Raw genomic sequence first — 21,936 nt, 5'->3', positions numbered from 1 at the left:
CCTCGGATTTAATTCAGGAAAAGTTCGGTGACGGTTGGCGGTGTGCCAGGTTCGTAGAACACCGAGCCTTGCCAGTCGATTTTCATGCCCAGCTCGGAAAAGCTGCTGGGTTTGCCTTGAAGATAAAGGGTGGTCTGCTTTGTCACTTGCATCTTCAGTGGTTCGCACCCGGTGCAAGGGGTGGCGAGGAGATAGCCCGAGGCTCCTTCATCAGCCTTGTTGGTCAGGTTGAGAATGATGATGGCGCTTTCGACATACTTGGGAGGCGCTTCTTGGGTTTCATCCGCCGAAGTCGATGCAGCGAAAGTGGCTGCCAATAAGGCAACGGCGCTCAGCTTTGTGTACAGGTTCATATCTGGCTCCGAAGCTTATTTGAGGTTGAAGAAGACCAGGCCCTGGGTCTGGTCGGAATAGGCGCCGCTGGTACCGATGGTCGCGACGTTTCTCACTTCATACTGGCGGCAGGTGTAGTTACCGAAGGAATAGCCCTGGCCGAAACTGGCGCAATCCAGATCACCCATGCTGCGTAGCTTGGGCGTTTGAGGTATCGCGCTCGTAGCGGTCCGCGTCGTCAGGGTCTGCAGCTCACGAAGATTGGGGAAGCGCGCGATGATGGTCGCGTTAGACTCGCCATTGGGCGCGCTGGAGGCACTGGTGACAGCGGTTGCCTCCATCGCGGACATCAAGGGTTGACGATTGGCTACGACGTTGAAGCGCAAAAGTTGGGCGCGGATTTCCGTCTGGCTTGCCTGGAAGGCCGTATTGCGGAACTGATTGCTGCTGGCCATGCGTTCATCGTTCGTGGCAAAGCGAACGGCCGTGATGCCGGCAGCGGTCAGTACTACCAGAAACACCAGCGCGACAATCAGGGTGGCGCCGGCCTGAGAGGCGAGCGGGGGGACTGCTTTCATCGTCAGGCCTCAGTAGTTGTTCTTGAACTGGATGGTGGTGGTGAACACTTGCCGCGCCCGCCCATCGTTGAATGAGAGCGGAGCCCCATCCAGCAGGTAGAAGTTGCGCTGCGGCGGTGCCGGATTCAGGACATCGACCGAGTTGGCTAGCAAGGCGATGCGAACGGCAATGACCTTGGTCCAGTTGGTTACGCGGTCCGAGGACACGAATTGATTGACGCTTTTGGAGTCCCCGGCGGTATCCACGCCGTACTGCACCTGCAGGGCATCGATGCCGTCGATGAGCCGTTGTTGCGGGCTGAGCACGGCATTGGTCGTTCTGTTGAACGACTTGCATGCCAGCGATGGCAGCGGGTTATTGGCGTCCGCTGCGAGAATGAAATAGGTGTTGGTAACCAAGTTGTTATCGGGGACGGTAGCGCCGGTGCAGTCGCGTTTTACCCCTTCGATGATCGGAGGTTCGAACGTGAAACTGACGACGTCGGAGTCGCTGGCGCTACCGTTCAGAGCGCAAGGGTTATTGCTGGAGTTACCGACGCCACAGCCCTCTTTCTCGATGGGCAGGGGGCGATCCAGCGACGCACCTGGAGACAGGTAGCCGCCCAGCCTGGCGCTCTGGCTGATGAACTCCAGCCCGAAGCGTCCATTCTCCTGAAGCTTGGACATGGCGTCGTTGGTGGCGAACGTCTGTTTACTGGCGATGAATACCTGGATCACACCAAGTAGCAGGATCAACCCAAGGGTCAGGCCGATCATCAGTTCGACCAGGCTCAGGCCAGCCTGGCGCTTGGACAGGTGGTAGGGGTACTTGTGATTCATCGTTGCACCTGCACGCTTCCGGACAGGTTCTGTCCGTTGGAGTTCTTCTCTGCCTTGCTCTGCCAGTTCGCCGTGATCGTGAGCTGAGTGCCAGAGGCGACGACGGCCAGGGGAGGAGTGCCGCTCGCGGCTAGAGCCATGAAGTCCCGGCTGTTGTAGCGGCCTTCACGAGCGGTGGCGTCAGCCAAGTAGGTGTTGTTGCCGCTGTAGGGACACTGGGCTTCCCAGCGGTCGAACGCCGCCATCTGTGCAGCTGTGCAGTTGGTCGCGTTGACCTTGGCACCACTGATGGGGTCGTAATAGTCAGCACAGCGCTGGGCCGGGAGGTTGCTGCAGTTGGGCGCGCTGGCGTAACTGGCCAGCGCTGCCTCTGGATTGGCACGAACGCGCTCCGCGAGCTCCTGTACTACCCAGGTCGCCTGGGTGCGCTGACTGCTATCGCCTGAGCTTTGCAGTGCATTGAGTTGCAAGGCCGCGAAGCCGAGCAGTCCGACCGCGAAGATCACCAGGGCGATCAATACCTCGATCAGTGAAGCGCCCAGTTGCTGGCGGGTGAAATTAGCAATCTGCATCGCGATTGACCTTCTTGATGGAGGCTTTGCCCATGGCGTTCACGTAGACGCAGCGTGCAGTGGCGTCGTCTGCCTTGAGTTTGCTGGAGGTGACCTTGAAGGCCTGGGCGCTGATGCCGGACAACAAGGTGCCGTCGCGGCGGAATGTCAGCCGGTTGGTGGCTTGCAGGTAGGGGGAGTTGATCTGGACGTCACTCGGTGACCCCTGGAAGTTACGGATCACGGCCGCGTCGCTGCAATCGTTGATGGCGGTGGTGCCGACACACCAGCCATTGGTCCACCCGTCTTCATTGTTAGCCGCTGGGAGGACGACCACATTGGCATTCAGTTTGGTGGCCTCCACGCGAGCGAATACTAGTGCGTTCATCAGCTCGCTGGCCTGCCCCCCGACGCGCTGGCGGATGACGAAGCCCGCAAGGTTAGGGAGTGCGATAGCGGCCACTATCCCCAGGATGATGACGGTCACCATCAATTCAATCAAACTGAACCCACGTGTACGTTCCATGAAAGCTCCTCTGCTCAGCCTGTAAGCTAGCGAGCCGGAGAGGCAACCTCAAACACCCGAGGATGGTCGGCATTGAGTTGGGCACGAGCGGTATTCCTGGCCGTTCATTCAGACTATTCTTCTGCTTCCTTGAGAAACGACCTGCCTTGACGATTGACAACGATTCGCCGGCTTGCGCCAGAAATCTTTGATTTCACGAGAAATGTGCCGTTGCTCACGAACGTATGTCCCTGAGCGTTGAAGTGAAGGGCGTGGCCGCCTCCCATTCCTCGCCAGGCGAGCTCCAGTCCATCGGGCAATTCAAGAACCCTTATGAGGTTGTGCTCGCTGCGGAGCAATCGCTCGCCTTCCCAGTCTTCGAAAATGCTCAAGATGCCGCTCCAGTCTCTGGAGCAGCGATTGTCGTCGTCCAGCGGGCACAGCGTGGTCCGCGCGTTGTGTGCCAATGCCTGATGCCGAGCAAGTTGGATGGAGTGGGAGAGTTCGCTGCTGAAAGATGAAAGCTTGTGCTGATCATGCATGTGCGTGATGGCGGGTGTTCCCAGGCCTAGCAGTATTGCTAGGCAGGCCAGGCCTATCAGCAGTTCGAGCAGGGTCAGGCCCTGATGCTTGTGTACGTCCATGTGTTGTTCTCCATTTCCCTGGAGTTCTAAGAGGAGGTTGTGGTGTCTGTCCTGATTGTTGGTGGGGGGGCGATAGGGTTACTGACTGCCCTTGAGCTTGCTGAAACAGAGCATGTCGTGCTTGTGGAGCGCCAGCGCGCTGGTCGAGAGTCCTCGTGGGCGGGCGGTGGAATTGTATCGCCGCTCTATCCATGGCGTTACAGCGATGCCGTGACGGCCCTGGCTCATTGGTCGCAGGACTTTTACCCGCCTCTCGGTCAGGAGTTGCTGCAGAAAACCGGAACCGATCCCGAGGTTCACGTAACGGGTCTGTATTGGCTCGATCTGGACGATGAGGCGCAGGCTTTGGCGTGGGCCGCAGAGCGCAATCGCCCGGTTTCTCGCGTGGCGATCAGCTCGGTCAAGGCTGCTGTTCCTACATTGGCCGAGGGCTACTCCACCGCCATCCACATGGCCGACGTCGCCAACGTCCGCAACCCGCGCCTGACTCGCGCCCTGCGCGAAGCCCTGCTTCAACTGCCTAATGTCACGCTTCGGGAAGATTGCGCCGTCGATGGCTTCATTCGCGAGGAAGGGCAGGTCGTTGGTGTTCGCACGGCGCAGGGCGATATCCGTGCCGATCGCGTTGTGCTCTGTGCGGGGGCCTGGAGCGGGGAGTTGCTGGCGACGCTGGGGCTTGATCTGCCGGTGGAGCCGGTGAAAGGGCAGATGATTCTCTTCAAGTGCGCCGAAGACTTCCTGCCAAGCATGGTGCTGGCCAAGGGGCGTTATGCGATTCCGCGGCGTGATGGCCACATCCTGGTGGGCAGCACCCTGGAGCACGAGGGATTCGACAAGACGCCGACCGAGTCGGCGCTGGAGAGCCTGAGGGCATCGGCGATCGAGATGCTGCCAGCCCTGGCGGATGCCGAGGTGGTGGGGCATTGGGCGGGGCTACGTCCGGGCTCGCCGGATGGCATTCCTTTTATCGGGCCGGTCCCGGGATTCGATGGGCTCTGGTTGAACTGCGGCCATTACCGCAACGGCCTGGTGTTGGCGCCTGCGTCATGTCGGCTGCTGACCGATCTGATGCTGGGGCGTGAGCCCATCGTCGACCCGGCGCCCTACGCGCCATCGGCGCGCTTGAGGCCGCTGGCCTGATCGGCCTGGGGATCAGTCGATCCCCAGTTTCTTCAGGCGGTAGCGCATCGAGCGGAAGGTCAGGCCCAGGCGCTGGGCGGCGGCGGTGCGGTTCCAGCGGGTTTCCTCGAGCGCCTGCATGATCAGCTTGCGCTCCACCTCTTCCAGGTAGTCCTCGAGATTGTCGATTTGCGCGAGGTCGGCTTCGCCGTTTTCGGAAGCCGCCGGTGCATCCGTCAGGCGCAGGTCCTCGGGCTGGATCTGGTCGTTCTCACACAGCGTGTAGGCCCGTTCCAGCATGTTCTCCAGTTCGCGGACGTTGCCGGGGAAGCGGTAGCTCTTGAGCTTCTCCATCGCATCGCGGGTGATGCTGGCCGCGGCGCTGCTGTCCGCCGCCAGGCGCTTGAGCATGACGTCGGCCAGTTGCGGGATGTCCTCGCGGCGCTCGCGCAGCGGAGGGACGCTGAGTTCGATGACGTTCAGGCGGTAATAAAGGTCCTGGCGGAAGCGTCCTGCAGCCACTTCTGCGGCCAGGTCCTTGTGGGTGGCGCTGAGGATGCGCACGTCCACCACCACTTCCTGCTGGCCGCCGATGGTGCGGACGGCTTTTTCCTGGATGGCGCGCAGCAGTTTCACCTGCATGGGCAGGGGCAGGTCGGCCACTTCATCGAGGAACAGGGTGCCACCGTGGGCAGCCTGGAACAGGCCGATCTTGTCTTCGATGGCGCCGGTGAAGCTGCCTTTCTTGTGGCCGAAGAACTCGCTTTCCATCAGCTCCGACGGGATGGCGCCGCAGTTGACCGGTACGAAGGGGTCTTCATGGCGCGGGCCCTGCTCGTGGATCATGCGGGCCACCAGCTCCTTGCCGCTGCCGGATTCGCCGCTGATGTACACGGGGGCCTGGCTGCGGGCGAGTTTCTGGATCTGGTTACGCAGCGACTTCATCGGCGGGGAATCGCCGAGCAGGCGGTTGTCCATCGGCGTTTCGCCGTTGCTGCTGGTGCGCAGGCGCAAGGCGGCGGCTACCAGTTCGCGGAGCCGGCCGAGGTCCACCGGCTTGGTAAGGAAGTCAAAGGCGCCGGCCTTCAGGGCGTTGACGGCCGTATCCAGGCTGCCGTACGCGGTGATCATGGCAACGGGCACCTGAGGGTGGCGTTGCTGGATGTGCTGAACGAGGTCGAGGCCGGTGCCGTCGGGCAGGCGCATGTCGGTGAGGCACAGGTCGAAGGGTTCGGAGGCCAGGAGCTCGCGGGCCTCTTTCACGTTGCGGGCGCTGCGGGTATCCAGCTTCATCCGGCCGAGGGTGATCTCCAGCAGCTCGCGGATATCGGGCTCGTCATCGACGATGAGTGCTTTCTGTCTGGTCATGGTCAGCTCAATTTGCGCGGGTGGGCAAAGGTTATGCGAAAGCAGCTGCCTCCGGTTTCGCGGGGCCTGTAGTCGAGACGGGCCTGGTTGCTCTCGCACAGCTCCCGTGAGATGTACAGGCCAAGCCCGGTGCCCTTGTTTTCGGTGGTGTAGAAGGGCTCAAAGATGTGCTGCACCTGCTCGGCGGGTACGCCGGCGCCGTCATCCATCACTTCCAGAACGGGCAGGTCGCTTTCCGGGTCGCGGAACAGCTTCAGCCAGACCTGTCCTACCTTGTTCTTCTGTGAACTGTAGCGCAGGCCGTTCTGTACCAGGTTGGTCAGTACCTGGGTGAGTTGGTGCGGGTCCATGCGGGTCTGGATGGTGCCGCTGTTGGTCTCGATGTGCAGCGTCTGGCCCGGGCCGGATGCGTTGCGGAATTCGCTGGCGAAGCGGTGCAGCCAGTACTTCAGGTCGAGCAATTGCGGCTCCGCTTGGCGGCGGCGGGAGAGCTGCAGGACGTTCTCGATCACCAGGTTCATACGCCGCGACTGGTCCTGGATGATCTGCGCCAGGCGCTGGTCGGGACCGGACAGCTCCTCGGACTCCTGCAGCAACTGCGCCGCGTGGCTGATGGCGCCCAGTGGGTTGCGTATCTCGTGGGCGATGCCGGCGGTCAGACGACCCAGGGAGGCGAGCTTGAGTTGCTGGGCCTGTTGGGCGATCTGCGAGATGTCGTCGAGGAAGATCAGGGTGTCCCGCTGCTCGCCCCGCTGCAGGGAGACGAAGCTCGGTTGCAGCACCGGGCCTTCGGCCACCGCCTGCAGGCTCTGGGGACGCAGCGTGGGGTTGTCCAGCCACTGCTGCAGGCGTTTCACCAGCTCCGGGCTTTGCGGGTCGAGGACCTTGCCGGCCAGGTCCTCGCGGCCCAGCAGCGTCAGCGCACCCTGGTTGGCCAGGATTACGCGGTGCTGGGGGTCGAGCACCAGGATGCCGGTGCGCATGCGCTGCAGGATCAGGGCGTTGAGCGCTTCCAGGTTGGCGACGTCGGCGGCACGTTTTTCGGCCAGGGTCTCGCTCAGTTGCAGGCGCTTGCTGATGCCCTGGACGAAGAGGGCGGCGGCGAAGCACAAGGCACCCAGGGCGCCGGCCTGCACGTACTGGCTGGCGGCTTCCGGGCGGCTGAGGCTGAGGTAGAAGGTCAGGTAGATCATGCCGATGGCGGCAACGGCGGCGATCAGCAAGCCGACCCGGCCGCGCAGCAGGATGTTGGCGATCGCCACCGCGACTATCACCAGGTTGCCGATACCGCTAGGCGTACCACCCGCCGCATAGAACAGGCACGACAACAGGATCACGTCCACCAGCGCCAGGCTGAAGACCTGCAGCATGTGTTTCGGATGGCGGACCATCAGCGCGATAAGGATGTTCAGCAGCAGGTAGAACCAGCAGGCATTGCGGAACAGCTGGGCGCGGGCCAAGTCGAGCAGTTCGCTGTCCAGCTCGCTGGAGATCAGGCCCACCAGTGCCAGGCCGATGAGCAGGCGGTAGATGTTGTAGAGGCGGAAGATGCGGCGTGCCGGCTGGCTGCCCAGCGCGGGGGCTTCAGCGCTCACCGCTGGAGGTGTCCTGTTCCAGGTGCGCGCGGCTGCAGTACCAGCGCTCGCCGTTGGCCAACGCGTTGGCCTGGGGCACGTGCACGCCGCACTGGGTGCAGCGCACCATCGGGCTGGCGGTTTCGTCCACAGGCTTCTGCGGACGCGGTGCCGGTGGCGTCTTCATGCGGCGCCAGACCCAGACGGCGGCGAAGATCACAACAATCCAGAACAGCAGGCGGACCATCCCAGTCGAGCTCACTTGTCGTTGAAAGGAGCGCAGTTTAGCCAAGCCGATGGTCGGCGCCCAGCGGGGAGGGCGCGAGCTGTGCATCAGGTCCCCTGGCCAGGCGCAAAAACAGGGATGAGCACGTTTCGTGCGGACAAAAAAAGAGGCCCGCAGGCCTCTTCTTTACATCGCGGTCGTTCTCAGTCGAACACGCCGAAGGTCATGTAGCTGAACCAGGAGCGGTCGCCGCTGTTGGTGGCTTCTGCTTCGTGCTGTTCTTCCTGCACTTCCTGCTGGTTCTCGGGCTTGAGCTCGTCCGGGATTTCTTCCTGGGCGTCTTCGTACTGCTTGATCACGTCCTGGTTGGCGCGGGTTTCGCCCGGCGGCAGCGGCGGCTCGCTCTCGATCAGGCCGAGGGTGGCCTTGGCCAGCCAGGAGCGGTTGTCGGCTTCTTCTTCGCGAGGTACGAACTGGCCGTCGACCAGGTTCGGGTGGTCCGGGTAGTTGAGCTTCAGGGTTTCCAGGCTGGTGGCTGCCAGGTCGTTCAGGCTCAGGCGCTGGTAAGCCTCGACCATCACGGCCAGGCCATCGCCGACGGCAGGGGTTTCCTGGAAGTTTTCCACCACGTAGCGGCCACGGTTGGCGGCGGCGACATAGGCCTGGCGGGTCAGGTAGTAGTGGGCGACGTGGATCTCGTACGCGGCCAGCAGGTTGCGCAGGTAGATCATGCGCTGCTTGGCGTCCGGTGCGTAGCGGCTGTGCGGGTAGCGGGTGGTCAGCTGGGCGAACTCGTTATAGGAGTCGCGGGCAGCACCCGGGTCGCGCTTGGTCATGTCCAGCGGCAGGAAGCGGGCGAGCAGGCCACGGTCCTGATCGAAGGAGGCCAGGCCTTTCAGGTAATAGGCGTAGTCGACGTTGGCGTGCTGTGGGTGCAGGCGGATGAAGCGCTCGGCGGCGGACTTGGAGGCTTCGGGCTCGACGTTCTTGTAGTAGGCGTAGATCAGTTCCAGCTGGGCTTGCTCGGCATAACGACCGAACGGATAGCGGGACTCGAGGGCCTTGAGCTTGGATACGGCGCTGGTATAGCTCTTGTTGTCCAGATCGGCCTGAGCCTGCTGGTACAGCTCGGACTCGCTCAGGTTCTCGTCTACCACCTCTTTGGAGGAGCAGGCGGCGGTTAGGGCGAGAATAGCGATCAGCAGCAGGTGTTTCACTTGCATAGCGGCTTGCGTCCCTGTGACGGCTGGCTGTCTTGGGCGGAGCCGTCCTGTTATGATGGGCGCCCTGGGCTCCCCCAGGACAAAGACGCCGTATTTAACCACAAGCGCGTGGCCGAAACCAAAGGCTGCGCCCCCGCCGTTTCCGAGCATGTCCCCAATTATCAAGCAGGTCATCCAACTCAGCGCCGAGGTGCCGTCCGAACTGGGCGGGCAACGCCTCGATCAGGTCGCTGCACAGCTCTTCGACGAGCATTCGCGTTCGCGCCTGGCCGCCTGGATCAAGGACGGCCTGCTCACGGTCGACGGCCAGGTGCTGCGCCCGCGTGACACTGTTTACAGCGGTGCCGTGCTGGAGCTCAACGCCGAGCAGGAATCCCAGGGCGAGTGGGTCGCCCAGGACATCGCGCTGAACATCGTCTACGAGGACGACCAGTTGCTGGTGCTGGACAAGCCCGCCGGGCTGGTGGTCCACCCCGCTGCCGGGCATGCCGATGGCACCCTGCTCAATGCCCTGCTGCACCATGTGCCGGACCTGGCCAACGTGCCCCGTGCCGGCATCGTGCATCGCCTGGACAAGGACACCACCGGCCTGATGGTGGTAGCCAAGACCCTGGAAGCCCACACCAAGCTGGTGGCACAGCTCCAGGCCCGCACCGTCAGTCGCATCTACGAGGCCGTGGTGGTCGGCGTGATCACCGCCGGCGGCAAGGTCGATGCCCCCATCGGTCGTAGCTCCCAGCAGCGCCAGCGCATGGGCGTGGTGGCTGGCGGCAAACCGGCGGTCAGTCATTACCGTGTGCTGGAGCGCTTCCGCTCGCACACCCATGCCCGGGTCAAGCTGGAAACCGGGCGCACGCACCAGATCCGCGTGCACATGTCCTATGTGAATTTCCCGCTGGTGGGTGACCCCGTCTACGGCGGCCGCTTCCGTATTCCTCCGGCAGCCAGCCAGACGCTGGTCCAGACCCTCAAGGACTTCCCCCGGCAGGCCTTGCATGCCCGCTTCCTCGAACTGGATCACCCGGTGACCGGCGCGCGGATGAAGTGGGAGTCGCCGCTGCCCGACGATATGGTCTGGCTGCTCACCCTGTTGCGCCAGGACCACGAGTCCTTCAACTGATGAATGACTGGCTGACGCCCGACTGGCCTGCACCCGAGCGGGTCCGTGCCTGCGTCACCACCCGTGCCGGGGGCTTCAGCGAGGCCCCCTTCGACAGCTTCAATCTGGGCGATCACGTCGATGACGCTCCCGCTGCCGTTGCCCGCAATCGCCAGCGCCTGGTCGAGACGCTCGGCTGCCAGCCCGCGTGGCTCAGCCAGGTGCACGGCGTGCGCGTGGTCGAGGCCGATCCGACCTGTGTCGAGACGGCCGATGCCAGCTGGAGCTCGACGCCCGGCATCGCCAGCCTGGTGATGACCGCCGATTGCCTGCCCGCCCTGTTCTGCGATCGCGCCGGCACCCGTGTCGCGGCGGCCCACGCCGGTTGGCGCGGGCTGGCCAATGGCGTGCTCGAAGCGACCTTGGATGCCCTGGACCGCCCGGCGGACCAGGTGCTGGTCTGGCTCGGCCCGGCCATTGGCGTCGATGCCTTCGAGGTCGGCCCGGAAGTGCGCGACGTCTTCGTCGCCCAGCACCCGCAAGCCGAGTCGGCCTTCCGCCCGAGCCACAACGAAGGCCGGTTGATCGCCGATATCTACGCCCTGGCGCGCATCCGTCTCGCTGCACGGGGCGTCACCGCTGTCTTTGGCGGCGGCTTCTGTACCGTCACCGATCCGCGTTTCTTCTCCTACCGCCGCGCCTCGCGCACCGGGCGATTCGCCAGCCTCGTCTGGCTCGTCGACTGACTTTTCCTCCTGCGGATCGCCGCGCCGACCGTCGTCGACTGACCTCCGTCAAGTCGCGATGGCTTGAATCGCCCAGAATCGTCCTTATCTAGACTTCATCTCGGCGGGCTTCTCGTCTCCGGAGCCTTCATCGCTCCAGCCCGCTCTTTAAAGGAAGGACTGCCCTATGCGAATCGACCGTTTGACCAGCAAGCTGCAACTGGCGCTCTCCGATGCCCAGTCCCAGGCCGTGGGCCACGATCACCCGGCCATCGAACCCTTTCACCTGATCCTCGCCCTGCTCGACCAGCAGGGCGGCTCCATCAAGCCCCTGCTCATGCAGGTGGGCTTCGACATCGCCGCCCTGCGCAGCGCCCTGACCAAGGAGCTGGACGGGCTGCCGAAGATCCAGAACCCCACCGGCGACGTGAACCTGTCCCAGGACCTGGCACGCCTGCTCAACCAGGCCGACCGCCTGTCCCAGCAGAAGGGTGACCAATTCATCTCCAGCGAACTGGTGCTGCTCGCCGCCATGGACGAGAACACCAAGCTCGGCAAATTGCTGCTCGGCCAGGGCGTCACCCGCAAGGCGCTGGAGAACGCCATCGCCAACCTGCGTGGCGGCCAGGCGGTCAACGACCCCAACGTCGAGGAATCCCGCCAGGCGCTGGACAAGTACACCGTCGACCTGACCAAGCGCGCCGAAGACGGCAAGCTCGACCCGGTGATCGGCCGTGACGACGAAATCCGTCGCACCATCCAGGTCCTGCAGCGCCGCACCAAGAACAACCCGGTGCTGATCGGCGAGCCCGGCGTCGGCAAGACCGCCATCGCCGAAGGCCTGGCCCAGCGCATCGTCAACGGTGAAGTACCGGACGGCCTCAAGGACAAGCGCCTGCTGTCCCTGGACATGGGCGCGCTGATCGCCGGCGCCAAGTTCCGCGGTGAGTTCGAGGAACGCCTAAAGGCGGTGCTCAACGAGCTGTCCAAGCAGGAAGGCCGGATCATCCTGTTCATCGACGAGCTGCACACCATGGTCGGCGCCGGCAAGGCCGAAGGCGCCATGGACGCCGGCAACATGCTCAAGCCCGCGCTGTCACGTGGCGAGCTGCATTGCGTCGGCGCCACCACCCTGGACGAATACCGCCAGTACATCGAGAAGGACGCCGCCCTCGAGCGCCGCTTCCAGAAGGTGCTGGTGGACGAGCCCAGCGAGGAAGACACCATCGCCATCCTCCGTGGCCTCAAGGAGCGCTACGAGGTGCACCACGGTGTGACCATCACCGACGGCGCCATTGTCGCCGCGGCCAAGCTGTCGCACCGTTACATCACCGACCGCCAGCTGCCGGACAAGGCCATCGACCTGATCGACGAAGCCGCCAGCCGCATCCGCATGGAGATCGACTCCAAGCCGGAAGCGCTGGACCGTCTCGAGCGCCGCCTGATCCAGCTGAAGATCGAGCAGGAGGCCCTGAAGAAGGAGGACGACGACGCCGCCCTCAAGCGCCTCGAAAAGCTCAAGGACGACATCGCCCGCCTGGAGCGCGAGTACGCCGACCTGGAAGAGATCTGGAAGTCCGAGAAAGCCGAAGTGCAGGGCTCGGCGCAGATCCAGCAGCGCATCGAACAAGCCCGCCTGGACATGGAGGCCGCGCGCCGCAAGGGCGACCTGCAGCGCATGGCCGAATTGCAGTACGGCATCATCCCCGACCTCGAACGCAGCCTGCAGATGGTCGACCAGCACGGCAAGACCGAGAACCAGCTGCTGCGCAACAAGGTCACCGATGAGGAAATCGCCGAGGTCGTCTCCAAGTGGACCGGCATCCCCGTCTCGAAGATGCTCGAAGGCGAGCGCGAGAAGCTGCTGAACATGGAGGCCATGCTGCACAAGCGCCTGATCGGCCAGGACGAAGCGGTGGTCGCCGTGGCCAACGCCGTGCGCCGCTCCCGTGCGGGGCTCTCCGATCCGAACCGGCCCAGTGGCTCCTTCCTGTTCCTCGGCCCGACCGGTGTCGGCAAGACCGAGCTGTGCAAGTCCCTGGCCGAGTTCCTCTTCGACACCGAGGAGGCGCTGGTGCGCATCGACATGTCCGAGTTCATGGAGAAGCACTCCGTGGCACGGCTGATCGGCGCGCCGCCGGGCTACGTCGGCTATGAAGAAGGCGGCTACCTGACCGAGGCCGTGCGTCGCAAGCCGTACTCGGTGGTGTTGCTGGACGAGGTCGAGAAGGCCCACCCGGACGTGTTCAACGTCCTCCTGCAGGTGCTGGAGGACGGTCGCCTCACCGACAGCCACGGCCGTACCGTGGACTTCCGCAACACGGTGGTGGTGATGACCTCCAACCTCGGTTCCGCACAGATCCAGGAACTGGTAGGGGATCGCGAAGCCCAGCGCGCGGCGGTGATGGATGCGGTGAGCAACCACTTCCGCCCCGAGTTCATCAACCGTATCGACGAGGTGGTGGTGTTCGAACCGCTGGCCCGCGAGCAGATCGCCGGCATCGCCGAGATCCAGCTGCAGCGCCTGCGCAAGCGCCTGGCCGAGCGGGAGCTGAACCTGGAGCTGTCCAGCGAGGCGATGGACAAGCTGATCGCCGTTGGCTACGACCCGGTCTATGGCGCGCGCCCGCTCAAGCGCGCCATCCAGCGCTGGATCGAGAACCCCCTGGCGCAACTGATCCTGGCTGGCAAGTTCGCCCCGGGCATCGCCATCAGCGGCAAGGTGGAAGGCGAGGACATCGTCTTCGTCTGATGCCGCCCACCCGGAAAGAAAAAGCCCCGCATTGCGGGGCTTTTTAGTGTGCGCGGCCTCAGATGTGCCGGAGCAGCACGTCCAGGGACGCGGCCTGGTCTTCGGCAAGGTCGATGATGTGGAAGCCGGCCCAGCTGTGCTGGCCGTCCGCACCCGGGCGGCTCCACAGGCAATCGGCGCCCAGGCGCACTTCGCTGACGCCCTCCACCGGCGTGGCCGAGACGATGCGGCATTCCCACACCGAATCGGTGGCCAGCGGCGACTCGCTGAACAGCATGAAGCCATCGGCGGAGAGGTCCACCACCCGGCCCAGGCGCTGGGCGGAGTGCAGGTCGTAAACCTCCAACTGGAGTTCCGTGGCGTGGCGGCTGCTATGTCGACGGTCTTCCATGGGGGCTCCTTAGCTCGGCTCGGCATTGCGGCCGGTGAAACGTTGCAGGACGCGGTAGATGGCGCCCAGGGCGCGGTCCACCAGCGGTGCGTTGTGTTCCGGGGCGATGATGCGTGCCAGCCCCTGTTCCATTTCGCTGGCCAGCAGCGTGATGGGCTTGATGGCGACGCGCTGGCCGCTGTGGTCGACGAACATGTAGTTGCGCGTGGTCGGGCTGTACCAGGACAGCTTGAGCTTGCGCCCCTGGCCCTCCTCGACGAACTCGAACCAAGTGTTGAACTCCAGGCTCTCCAGCTCCTTGACCAGCAACTGGGCGCGCGGCGACAGGCCCGACGGGCGTGCCGGTGCCAAGAGCCCGGCGTCTTCGCCGAGCATTTCGCTGAGCGGGCTCTTGGGCAGGTCGGGGTTGATCTGTGCGGCCAGCTGCGGCTGCTTGCCCTGCACGGCGTGCTGGCAGGCCACCAGGTCCTGCAGCAGGCGGCGGATGCCGTCCTCGTGGTAGCCACCGAGCAGCTCCAGGCCCTTGCGCAGGTCTTCCAGCAGCGCCACGCGCAGGCCTTGCAGGCGCTCGCGGCCGTTGGCATCCAGCGGTGTGCCGCTCCAGGCCAGCTGCTCGGCCACTTCCCGCGAGCGTCGCCATTCCTCGCCACGGTCGCCATGGCGCAGCAGCACGAAGACCAGCACGTCGCTCCAGGTCTGTTCGAGGAAGTTGCGGATGATGCTCGGCGGCTCGCGCCCTGCCAGCACCCTGGCGATGGCGTCCACCGCCTGCTGGCGCGCGCTGAGCAGCTTGTCGCGGCCCTTGGCCGCCTCGACCGCGCGGCGTTCGCGCAGTTCGACCTTGTGCCGCAGGGTGGCGACGTATTCGTTGAACTCGTCCAGCAGGCTGTCGAACAGCTGCAGGTCGCCGATGAAGCCGTGGATGATCCGCTCCACTACCCATTGCATCTTCGACAGCAGCCCGCGCTCCTCGCCTTCGCCGCCATAGAGCACGCCGGCCTGGGCCATGGTGTTGAGCAGGCGCCGGGCGGGGTGGTGATGCTGGGTGAACAGCGCCTTGTCCTGCAGCGCCACCTTCAGATAGGGCGTGTGCAGGTGGGAGAGGGCGGTCTTGCAGCTGTCCGGCAGGTTGTCGTCGTCGAGGATGAAGTCGAAGAGCATGCCCACCAGGTCGATGACGTCGGCTTCCTGGTCGGAAAGCTTCTGCTGCCCCGGCAGGCTGCTGTGGGTTTCCAGTTGCTGTTGCAGGTCGGCCTTGAGCCCGTCCACCCGCTGCGGCTGTTGCAGGCGCGCGGCGAGTTCGTGGGCCGATTGCTGCTGCAGGCGGTTGAGCGCTTCCAGCAGTTCCGCTGCGCTGTAGGTGCGCGTGGCACCCCGCGGGGCGTAGCTGGCGATGCTCGGGGTGCCGCCGAGCAGCGGTGTATCGAGGTTGCGCTGGCGGTGTTCCTCCAGCAGCGCGGCCAGGCCGCTGAACAGGGCGCCCGGGTCCAGGGGCGGCGGCGCGCCCAGGTCGGCGGGGGGCGGTGGCAGCGTGGTGGCCGGCGTGGATTGCTCGTTGCGGGCGGCAGGTGCGGGCTGGCCGTTCACCGCTGCGCTGCGCGCCGGGCTGGGGGCCCGTTGCGCGGTGTATTTGAGGTTGGGCAGCACGCCGGCCTCTATAAGGCGCTTGTTGAGCGCGTCGTAGAGCGTCTCCAGGCCCTGCATCACATGCTGGTCGAAGAGCATGTAGAGGATGGTCTTGATGCGCAGCGGGAAGGGCGTCGGCTCCAGGGCTTCGCGGAAGGCCTGGGCGATGGCCTGGGGACCGAAGGGGTTGCTGTCCTCGCCTATCTTCTTGCCGTTGTTGAGCAGCGCCAGGCGCTGGTCGAGGGCGAACAGCGACTGCGCGCAGCGTGCCTTGACCCGGCTGACCATGTTGGTGACCAGCAGGCTCTCTTCATATTCCTCGTTCTGCACCAGCTCCAGGCGGTCGGCATCCATCTCGGCCGCCGTCTGTTCCGGTTTGAGGGTGCCATCGAGGAAATCGGCGAACTGCTGGGCGATGCGCTGGTGATAGGCGCGCTCGATCTGCGGTCGCTGCTTGCGCACGTCGCGCATGCTGTCGAAGAACAGCGTCTGCACCTGGTTGTTCTCGGCCTTTTCGGCGCATTCGAACAAGGTGTCGTCGACCTGGGCGAAAACGCCGGTCAGGTGTTCCGCCAGCCGGTTCATCACCAGCTTGCGGCAGCTCTGCACCAATTCGCCGAAGCGTGGCTGGATACCACGGCTGGCAAGGATGGTTTGCGGGCGGGAGGGAGGAGGGGGGGTGTCCTGGGTGCTCATGGACTGTCCTGCCGGGGCCGTTTGGCCGGCGCGTCCTATAGGTGATCTTGGATAGGCACAGATATAGCAGCCGGCCAGACAACTGCAAAGCATTGTATAAATTCGCTTTTCAGGGGTTGACAGCTCGTTCTGGAAACGTAAAATGGCGCGCCTCAGATGCAGCGAACCACGGTTCAAAGCGGATGAGATTGGAAAGTTAGAAGTTCCGCGATAGCTCAGTCGGTAGAGCAAATGACTGTTAATCATTGGGTCCCTGGTTCGAGTCCAGGTCGCGGAGCCAACTTCCAAACGGGGTATAGCGCAGTCCGGTAGCGCGCCTGCTTTGGGAGCAGGATGTCGGGAGTTCGAATCTCTCTACCCCGACCACTCCTTTTTATGGGTCGTTAGCTCAGTCGGTAGAGCAGTTGGCTTTTAACCAATTGGTCGTAGGTTCGAATCCTACACGACCCACCATATTCAGGAATGCCCGGTAGCCATCAGGTTGCCAGGCTTCCTCAAGAAGCCCACCTCTAGAGGTGGGCTTTTTCGTTTCCGGCCTTTCATTCCTGCACCTGCGCACTGGCGCCAGACCTCCAGAGTCCCGTGTTCGAGCGGTCTATTCGCTGCTGCGGCGAGTTGTCGCAGGTCTGTACATTCTTTTTGGGTCTGACACCCGACCTCACGGGACTGGTTCTCTCCCGGCTGTCCGTGCCGCTTCGTTGTTTTTCGCCTGTCTACGGCCGGTCTGCCTGCGGACCTGTCGCGTCTGCCTGCGCCCCATCCCCCTCAGTGAATACCCCATCGCCCACATGGTCTTTCCTCGCCCCTGCCCCTGGGAAAGACTCCGCTCCACGCAAAAGCAGGCGGAGACGAACCGTTCGTCCCCTTCGGCTTTTTGCACGCTTGCCCAGACGCACTACCGCGCCGGGTGCACGAGAACGGTTCCAGCGGGAGAGGAACTCCCGATTGTGGTTGCGCGATGCAGATGCTGTACGCAGCTGATTCTGGATGCCTCTACATGACCAAGTTGAATGGAATGGCTCGCAGCCTGGAGGGAACATGAGCAACGCAAGCGCAGGGGTGAAAGGCAAGGAGGTCCCGGTGATCCGTGAAGACGCCGCCGACCAGGCCTTCGAGACCCCCGAAACGGTATCCAAGCGAACGTCGGTGCGGCTCACCAACATCCGCAGCAACGGCGAAAGCAAACGCACCGCCAATGACAGCCAGCTGGTCTGGTTCGACAGCGCCCAGCTGGCGACCCGCCGCCCCGACGATGGCATCTTCGTCCGCGTCATCAACTCGCTCTACACCGGCATCGTCCTTTATATGGACAACCTCGCCGAACTGCTCCCCGCCGTCCCCTCGCGGATGCACGTGGTGCTGCGCCTGCGCAACGCGGCCGAGCTCAAGGCCTTCCGCGAAGGCCCGCAGTTCGAGGACTTCAAGAAGGGCGTCGCCGCCCGCAACCGCTCCGTCGCCTACAACGACGCCGACGTCCTGGCCGAACTGAGCCGCGACGGCCTGCTCACCTGCTACACCAGCTACGTCGACGATCGCGAAAGCCTGCTGGCCGCCATCGACCTGGGGCTGCGCAGCAACTACCTGTGGATCCTCTTCCGCGACCCCACCAACATCCCGCTGGAGCTGGTGATCGCCTCGTTGCAGTCCACCTCCACCGTGCTGATGAAGGAAATCAAGGCGCCCACCGACGTGGATGACGCCATCGTCTCCTACGGGGTGATGGAATACGGCGCCGAAGGGGTGATCTTCTCGCCCCGCGACCACGGCGTGATGAGCGAATTCCTTGCTCGCATGTCCCAGGCGCAGAGCGCCGCCAACCTCAATATCCAGGTCGGCACCGTGATCGAAAGCCGCCCGGTGGGCATGGGCTACCGCGCCTGCATCGACGCCTCCACCCTGTTCGAACCCGACGAGGGCATGCTGGTCGGCAGCACCTCCCAGGGCGGGCTGCTGTGCTGCCCCGAGGTCTACTTCCTGCCCTACATGGAGCTGCGGCCGTTCCGCGTCAACGCTGGCGCCGTGCACTGCTACGTGTTCAACACCGAGAACCGCACCGACTACATGAGTGAGCTGAAGGCCGGCTCGCCGATCATGATCGTCAACTCCAAGGGCCGTGTGCGCCGCGCCGCCGTGGGCCGCATGAAGATCGAGCAGCGCCCGCTGCGCCTGATCGAGGTCGAGTTCCCCGGTAAGGAGCGGGTCAACATCCTCATGCAGGACGACTGGCACGTGCGCATCTTCTCCGACGCCGCCAAGCCGCTGAACATCTCCGAGCTCAAGCCCGGCGACAAGGTCCTCGGCTACCTCACCGAGCCCGGCCGCCACGTGGGCATCAAGATCAACGAATCGATCATCGAGAAATAGGGGCGCGCCATGAGCTACGTCAGCAGAGTACTGAGGGAGCGGCGCTTGCTGTTCCCGGCCTCGCGGCGCGGATTGATCGTGCCCATCGACCACGGCCTGACCCTCGGGCCCATCGCCGGCATGACCCACACCGCCGACTTCGAGAAATGGATCGCCAGCGACCACATCAGCGCGGTCATCGGCCACAAGGGCCTGATCGAGCGGCTGATCCTGCGGGACATGCTGCACCCCTCCACCGGGGTCATCCTCCACCTCAATGGCATGGCCAGCATCGCCCCCGAGCCCGACACCAAGATCATGGTGTCGAGCATCGACACGGCGCTGGAGCTGGGCGCCGATGCGGTGTCTATCCAGATCAACTTCACCGAGGACAACTTCCAGCACAACGTCGCCCTGCTCGGCGCCATGACCGACGCCGCCCACAGCGCCGGTTTCCCCATCCTCACCATGCTCTACGACAAGGTCCGCGGGCTCTCCGCCAGTGATCGGCAGAAGCGCCTCAGCCACCTGGTACGGGTGGTGGCCGAACTCGGCTCCGACGCGGTGAAGCTGGCGATGCCCGAGTCCGCCAGTGATTGCACCGAACTGGTGGAAACCCACTGCCGCGATATCCGCATCTTCTTCGCCGGCGGCGAACGCACGGAAGACGAACGCCTGCTCGGCCTCACCCGCTCCATCCTCGCCAGTGGCGCGGCGGGCCTCTGCGTCGGGCGCAACGTCTTCCAGCACCCACGCCCCCTCGAACTGCTGCGGCGCCTCGCCGACTGCATCAAGGGCGAGACGGAATACCTCAGTCGCGCCGTTTGAACGGAACTCAACCCCACGCGATCGCCACAAGCGATCAACCCCGGGAGACAGGTCAATGGAATACCTCGACGACAACGCGGCGCCCATCGGTGCCCGCAACGAATACGTGCTCTCGCCGCTCTGGAAGGACCTCTTCCCCGAGGGGCTGCTGGGCCGGCTCAACGCCAACCCCTTCCTCGTGGCCTGCCGCAACGGCGCGGTCAGCCTCGACCAGCTGCGCCACTTCCTCATCCAGCACCACTACTACTCGCAGTACTTCACCCGCTACCTCTGCGCGCTGATGGGCGGCATCGCCGACCAGGGCGAGTTCAAGTCGCTGTCCTGCAACCTCACCGAAGAACTCTCCGGCGGCGACAGCGTGGACATCTCCCACGCCGAGCTGTACCGCCGCTCCATGGACCTGATGTCGGCACCGCCGCGCAGCCGCCCCTTGCTGCCCGGCACCCGCCAGCTCATCGACGGCATGTTCCGCCACTGCCGCAGCAGCGACCCCATCGACGGCCTGGCCGCCCTGTGCCTCGGTGCCGAGGCCATAGTCCCGCTGATCTACGGCCCGGTGCTCGACGCTCTGCGCAGCCACAACGCGCCCCGCGAGGCCGAACACTTCTTCGTGCTGCACATCGAGGAGGACGAGGACCACGCCATCGTCATGCGCGAGATCATCGACCGCATGCTCGTCGAGCGGCCCTACCTGCGTGCCCGTGTCATCGCCATCGGCGAGGAGATGGTGCACTTGCGCATGGCCATGCTCACCGAACTGGCCCAGGGCCCCAGCAGCCAACCCCTCGGTGCCGCCAGCACCCTGATGGGCGCCGACGCATTGCAAACGCTGCGCGCCGACGCCTCCCTCGGCAGCGGCAACTTCCTCGACCGTTGCCTGGCGCTGAGCACCACCCCCGACGAGCCGTTCCTGTTCCTCGACAAGCCCCTGACCCTGCTGCGCGGCACGCCGGTCGGCGCCCTGTCGCTCAATGACCTGCAGCACCACCGCATGGCCCTGGCCGCCTGGTACCTGGAGCAGGGCGTGAAGCCCGGCGACGTGGTCGCGGTCACGGTCGAAGACGGCCTCGCGCCGCTGCTGCACTACCTGGCGCTGACTAGCCTGGGCGCAGCCATCTCGCTGATGAACCCGGCCATGCCGGCCGAGTTCGGCATCGCCTACATGGACGAGAACGGCTTCGAGCGCCTGGTGACCGACGCCGTCACCCTGATCACCAGCGACTTCGCCCGGCAATGGCGCGAAGCCGGCCGCCCGGTGCTGGACGCCACCCGCACCGCCCTCGACCCGGCGCCGCGCATGCCCGCCTGGTGGCCGCTGGAGCCGCAGGACTCCACCCTGGTGATGCTCAGCCACACCTCCGGCACCACCGGCCTGCCCAAGGCGGTGCGCTTTGAGCACCGGCAGTTCTTCATGGGCAAGCGTGCCCGCATCGGGCGCTTCGCCGAAGGCCCGGACGAGCGCTTCCTCAGCGCCCTGCCACAGTCCCACTCGGCGGCCATCAGCCACCTGGAAACCGCCATCCTCCACGGCATCCCCACCTTCGTCCTCGGCACCCAGCAGGGTGAGGCGCTGCGTGAAGCCATCCAGCGCTTTGCGCCGACCACGGTGGCAGCCTTCCCGCGCAGCTACGTGCTGCTGGTCGAAGGCGGCATCGGCCATGACGAGTTCCCCACCGTGCGCCGCTGGTTCGCCATGGGCGACGCCTCGCACCAGAGCCATATCCGCCAGGTACTCGAAGGCGCGCCGCAATCGCGCTTCATCGACGCCTTCGGCAGCTCCGAACTGGGCATGGCGCTGTTCCGCAGCGAATCGACCCTCGATGCCGTCGCCGCCCAGCGCTGCATCGGCCGCCCGGTGGACATCGCCGTGGCCAAGGTGCTCGACCCGCACAGCGGCGACGAAGTGAAGCCCGGCGATGTCGGCCTGCTCGCCGTGCGCTCGCCCACCGTCACCTCCGGCTACTGGAAGCAGCCGCAGAAGACCGTCGACGCCTGGCGCGGCGGCTACTTCCTCACCGGTGACATCGCCTTCTGCAAGGACGGCGAGTTCTTCCAGATCGACCGCGCCGTGGATGTCATCGAATCGCCCGCCGGTGCCCTGCACACCCTCCAGTTGGAGGAAGCGGCGCAGCAGGTGGAAAGCGTCTGCGACGTCACCGTGGTCGGCGTCGACCCGGCCCGCAGCGGCAGTGTCGGCCTGGTCGCCCTGGTGCTGCCCGACCGCTATGCGGGCGACCCGGCAACCATCGCCTCCCGCGTGCTGCGCACCCTGCACGAGGCCTGTGCCCAGCGTGGCGTGATTGTCGCCGAGGGCTTCATCGCCGTCGCCGTGGTCAGTGACCTGGCGTTCCTGCCGGTCGGCGCCACCGGCAAGGTGCTCAAGCGTCACCTGCGTGGCGTGGCCCAGGCGCTGCTGGCCGGGGAGGGCGGGCACCAGGTGCTGCACCTGCTGCGCCCGGCCCTCGCCGATCGCCAACTCGCCGCTGCCGGGCACGGGCTCTGAGCCCCGCGCCGGTTATCCACAGAAGGAATCTCA

At 64.7% G+C, this 21,936-nt stretch carries 19 protein-coding genes and 3 tRNA genes; 10 read left to right on the top strand and 12 right to left on the bottom strand.

Going from position 1 to position 21,936, the window contains the following annotated elements; all coding sequences use genetic code 11:
• Positions 1–8: 8 nt before the first annotated feature.
• From RTW82_RS13505 to RTW82_RS13480, 6 genes are all read right to left on the bottom strand, one after another.
• Positions 9–353, bottom strand: coding sequence for a hypothetical protein (locus RTW82_RS13505; protein WP_265167686.1), 345 nt, complete (start codon positions 351–353; stop codon positions 9–11).
• Positions 354–368: 15 nt separating this feature from the next.
• Complete coding sequence (locus RTW82_RS13500; protein WP_184488602.1) at positions 369–911, bottom strand: PilX N-terminal domain-containing pilus assembly protein; 543 nt, start codon at positions 909–911, stop codon at positions 369–371.
• Positions 912–920: 9 nt separating this feature from the next.
• A complete protein-coding gene (locus tag RTW82_RS13495) occupies positions 921–1,730 on the bottom strand; it encodes a PilW family protein (protein WP_316925384.1) in 810 nt (269 codons plus the stop codon).
• Complete coding sequence (gene pilV, locus RTW82_RS13490; RefSeq protein WP_316925383.1) at positions 1,727–2,302, bottom strand: type IV pilus modification protein PilV; 576 nt, start codon at positions 2,300–2,302, stop codon at positions 1,727–1,729. The genes RTW82_RS13495 and pilV overlap by 4 nt, the downstream gene beginning before the upstream one ends.
• A complete protein-coding gene (locus RTW82_RS13485; RefSeq protein WP_043243741.1) occupies positions 2,289–2,807 on the bottom strand; it encodes a GspH/FimT family pseudopilin in 519 nt (172 codons plus the stop codon). Before RTW82_RS13485 ends, pilV begins: the two co-directional genes overlap by 14 nt.
• 113 nt (positions 2,808–2,920) lie before the next feature.
• Positions 2,921–3,430: a GspH/FimT family protein gene (locus tag RTW82_RS13480; RefSeq protein WP_316925382.1), complete on the bottom strand. Its 510-nt coding sequence runs from the start codon at positions 3,428–3,430 to the stop codon at positions 2,921–2,923.
• Between the two features lie 39 nt (positions 3,431–3,469).
• On the opposite strand from RTW82_RS13480, the gene thiO reads away from it, so the two are divergent.
• Entirely contained in the window at positions 3,470–4,570 is a 1,101-nt protein-coding gene (gene thiO, locus RTW82_RS13475; RefSeq protein WP_316925381.1) for a glycine oxidase ThiO, read from the top strand.
• Positions 4,571–4,582: 12 nt separating this feature from the next.
• Here thiO and RTW82_RS13470 read toward each other — a convergent pair whose 3' ends face one another.
• From RTW82_RS13470 to RTW82_RS13455, 4 genes are all read right to left on the bottom strand, one after another.
• Positions 4,583–5,917 carry a sigma-54 dependent transcriptional regulator gene (locus RTW82_RS13470; RefSeq protein ID WP_316925380.1) on the bottom strand — a complete coding sequence of 445 codons (1,335 nt, stop codon included), beginning with the start codon at positions 5,915–5,917 and terminating at the stop codon, positions 4,583–4,585.
• Between the two features lie 2 nt (positions 5,918–5,919).
• Positions 5,920–7,512 carry a sensor histidine kinase gene (locus tag RTW82_RS13465; RefSeq protein ID WP_021219359.1) on the bottom strand — a complete coding sequence of 531 codons (1,593 nt, stop codon included), beginning with the start codon at positions 7,510–7,512 and terminating at the stop codon, positions 5,920–5,922.
• Positions 7,502–7,738, bottom strand: a complete 237-nt coding sequence (locus RTW82_RS13460) for a PP0621 family protein (protein WP_021219358.1) — start codon at positions 7,736–7,738, stop codon at positions 7,502–7,504. Before RTW82_RS13460 ends, RTW82_RS13465 begins: the two co-directional genes overlap by 11 nt.
• A 182-nt stretch (positions 7,739–7,920) precedes the next feature.
• Complete coding sequence (locus tag RTW82_RS13455) at positions 7,921–8,940, bottom strand: outer membrane protein assembly factor BamD (RefSeq protein ID WP_316925379.1); 1,020 nt, start codon at positions 8,938–8,940, stop codon at positions 7,921–7,923.
• 148 nt (positions 8,941–9,088) lie between these two features.
• On the opposite strand from RTW82_RS13455, the gene rluD reads away from it, so the two are divergent.
• From rluD to clpB, 3 genes are all read left to right on the top strand, one after another.
• Positions 9,089–10,060: a 23S rRNA pseudouridine(1911/1915/1917) synthase RluD gene (rluD, locus tag RTW82_RS13450; RefSeq protein WP_021219356.1), complete on the top strand. Its 972-nt coding sequence runs from the start codon at positions 9,089–9,091 to the stop codon at positions 10,058–10,060.
• Positions 10,060–10,785 carry a peptidoglycan editing factor PgeF gene (gene pgeF, locus RTW82_RS13445; RefSeq protein WP_316925378.1) on the top strand — a complete coding sequence of 242 codons (726 nt, stop codon included), beginning with the start codon at positions 10,060–10,062 and terminating at the stop codon, positions 10,783–10,785. The genes rluD and pgeF overlap by 1 nt, the downstream gene beginning before the upstream one ends.
• A gap of 166 nt (positions 10,786–10,951) precedes the next feature.
• On the top strand, positions 10,952–13,516 hold the full coding sequence (gene clpB, locus RTW82_RS13440; RefSeq protein ID WP_021219354.1) for an ATP-dependent chaperone ClpB: 2,565 nt from the start codon (positions 10,952–10,954) through the stop codon (positions 13,514–13,516).
• A gap of 58 nt (positions 13,517–13,574) precedes the next feature.
• On the opposite strand, the gene RTW82_RS13435 is transcribed toward clpB, so the two are convergent.
• Positions 13,575–13,907, bottom strand: coding sequence for a PilZ domain-containing protein (locus tag RTW82_RS13435; RefSeq protein WP_021219353.1), 333 nt, complete (start codon positions 13,905–13,907; stop codon positions 13,575–13,577).
• Positions 13,908–13,916: 9 nt separating this feature from the next.
• The gene (locus RTW82_RS13430; protein ID WP_316925377.1) at positions 13,917–16,229 is read right to left on the bottom strand and encodes a DUF1631 domain-containing protein; all 2,313 of its coding nucleotides are present in this window, start codon (positions 16,227–16,229) and stop codon (positions 13,917–13,919) included.
• A gap of 204 nt (positions 16,230–16,433) precedes the next feature.
• Here RTW82_RS13430 and RTW82_RS13425 point away from each other — a divergent pair.
• From RTW82_RS13425 to RTW82_RS13400, 6 genes are all read left to right on the top strand, one after another.
• Positions 16,434–16,509, top strand: a tRNA-Asn gene (locus RTW82_RS13425).
• A 9-nt stretch (positions 16,510–16,518) separates the two neighbouring features.
• Positions 16,519–16,595, top strand: a tRNA-Pro gene (locus RTW82_RS13420).
• 11 nt (positions 16,596–16,606) lie between these two features.
• Positions 16,607–16,682, top strand: a tRNA-Lys gene (locus tag RTW82_RS13415).
• A 585-nt stretch (positions 16,683–17,267) separates the two neighbouring features.
• Positions 17,268–18,593, top strand: coding sequence for a 3-dehydroquinate synthase II (locus RTW82_RS13410; RefSeq protein WP_316925376.1), 1,326 nt, complete (start codon positions 17,268–17,270; stop codon positions 18,591–18,593).
• 9 nt (positions 18,594–18,602) lie between these two features.
• Positions 18,603–19,400: a class I fructose-bisphosphate aldolase gene (locus RTW82_RS13405; RefSeq protein ID WP_037022255.1), complete on the top strand. Its 798-nt coding sequence runs from the start codon at positions 18,603–18,605 to the stop codon at positions 19,398–19,400.
• A 55-nt stretch (positions 19,401–19,455) separates the two neighbouring features.
• Positions 19,456–21,903, top strand: coding sequence for an AMP-binding protein (locus tag RTW82_RS13400; protein ID WP_316925375.1), 2,448 nt, complete (start codon positions 19,456–19,458; stop codon positions 21,901–21,903).
• Positions 21,904–21,936: the final 33 nt, after the last annotated feature.

This window comes from Pseudomonas sp. zfem005, assembly GCF_032621735.1.
Taxonomy (GTDB): Bacteria; Pseudomonadota; Gammaproteobacteria; order Pseudomonadales; family Pseudomonadaceae; genus Metapseudomonas; species Metapseudomonas solani.
This window is presented reverse-complemented; position numbering and strand designations above follow the sequence as displayed.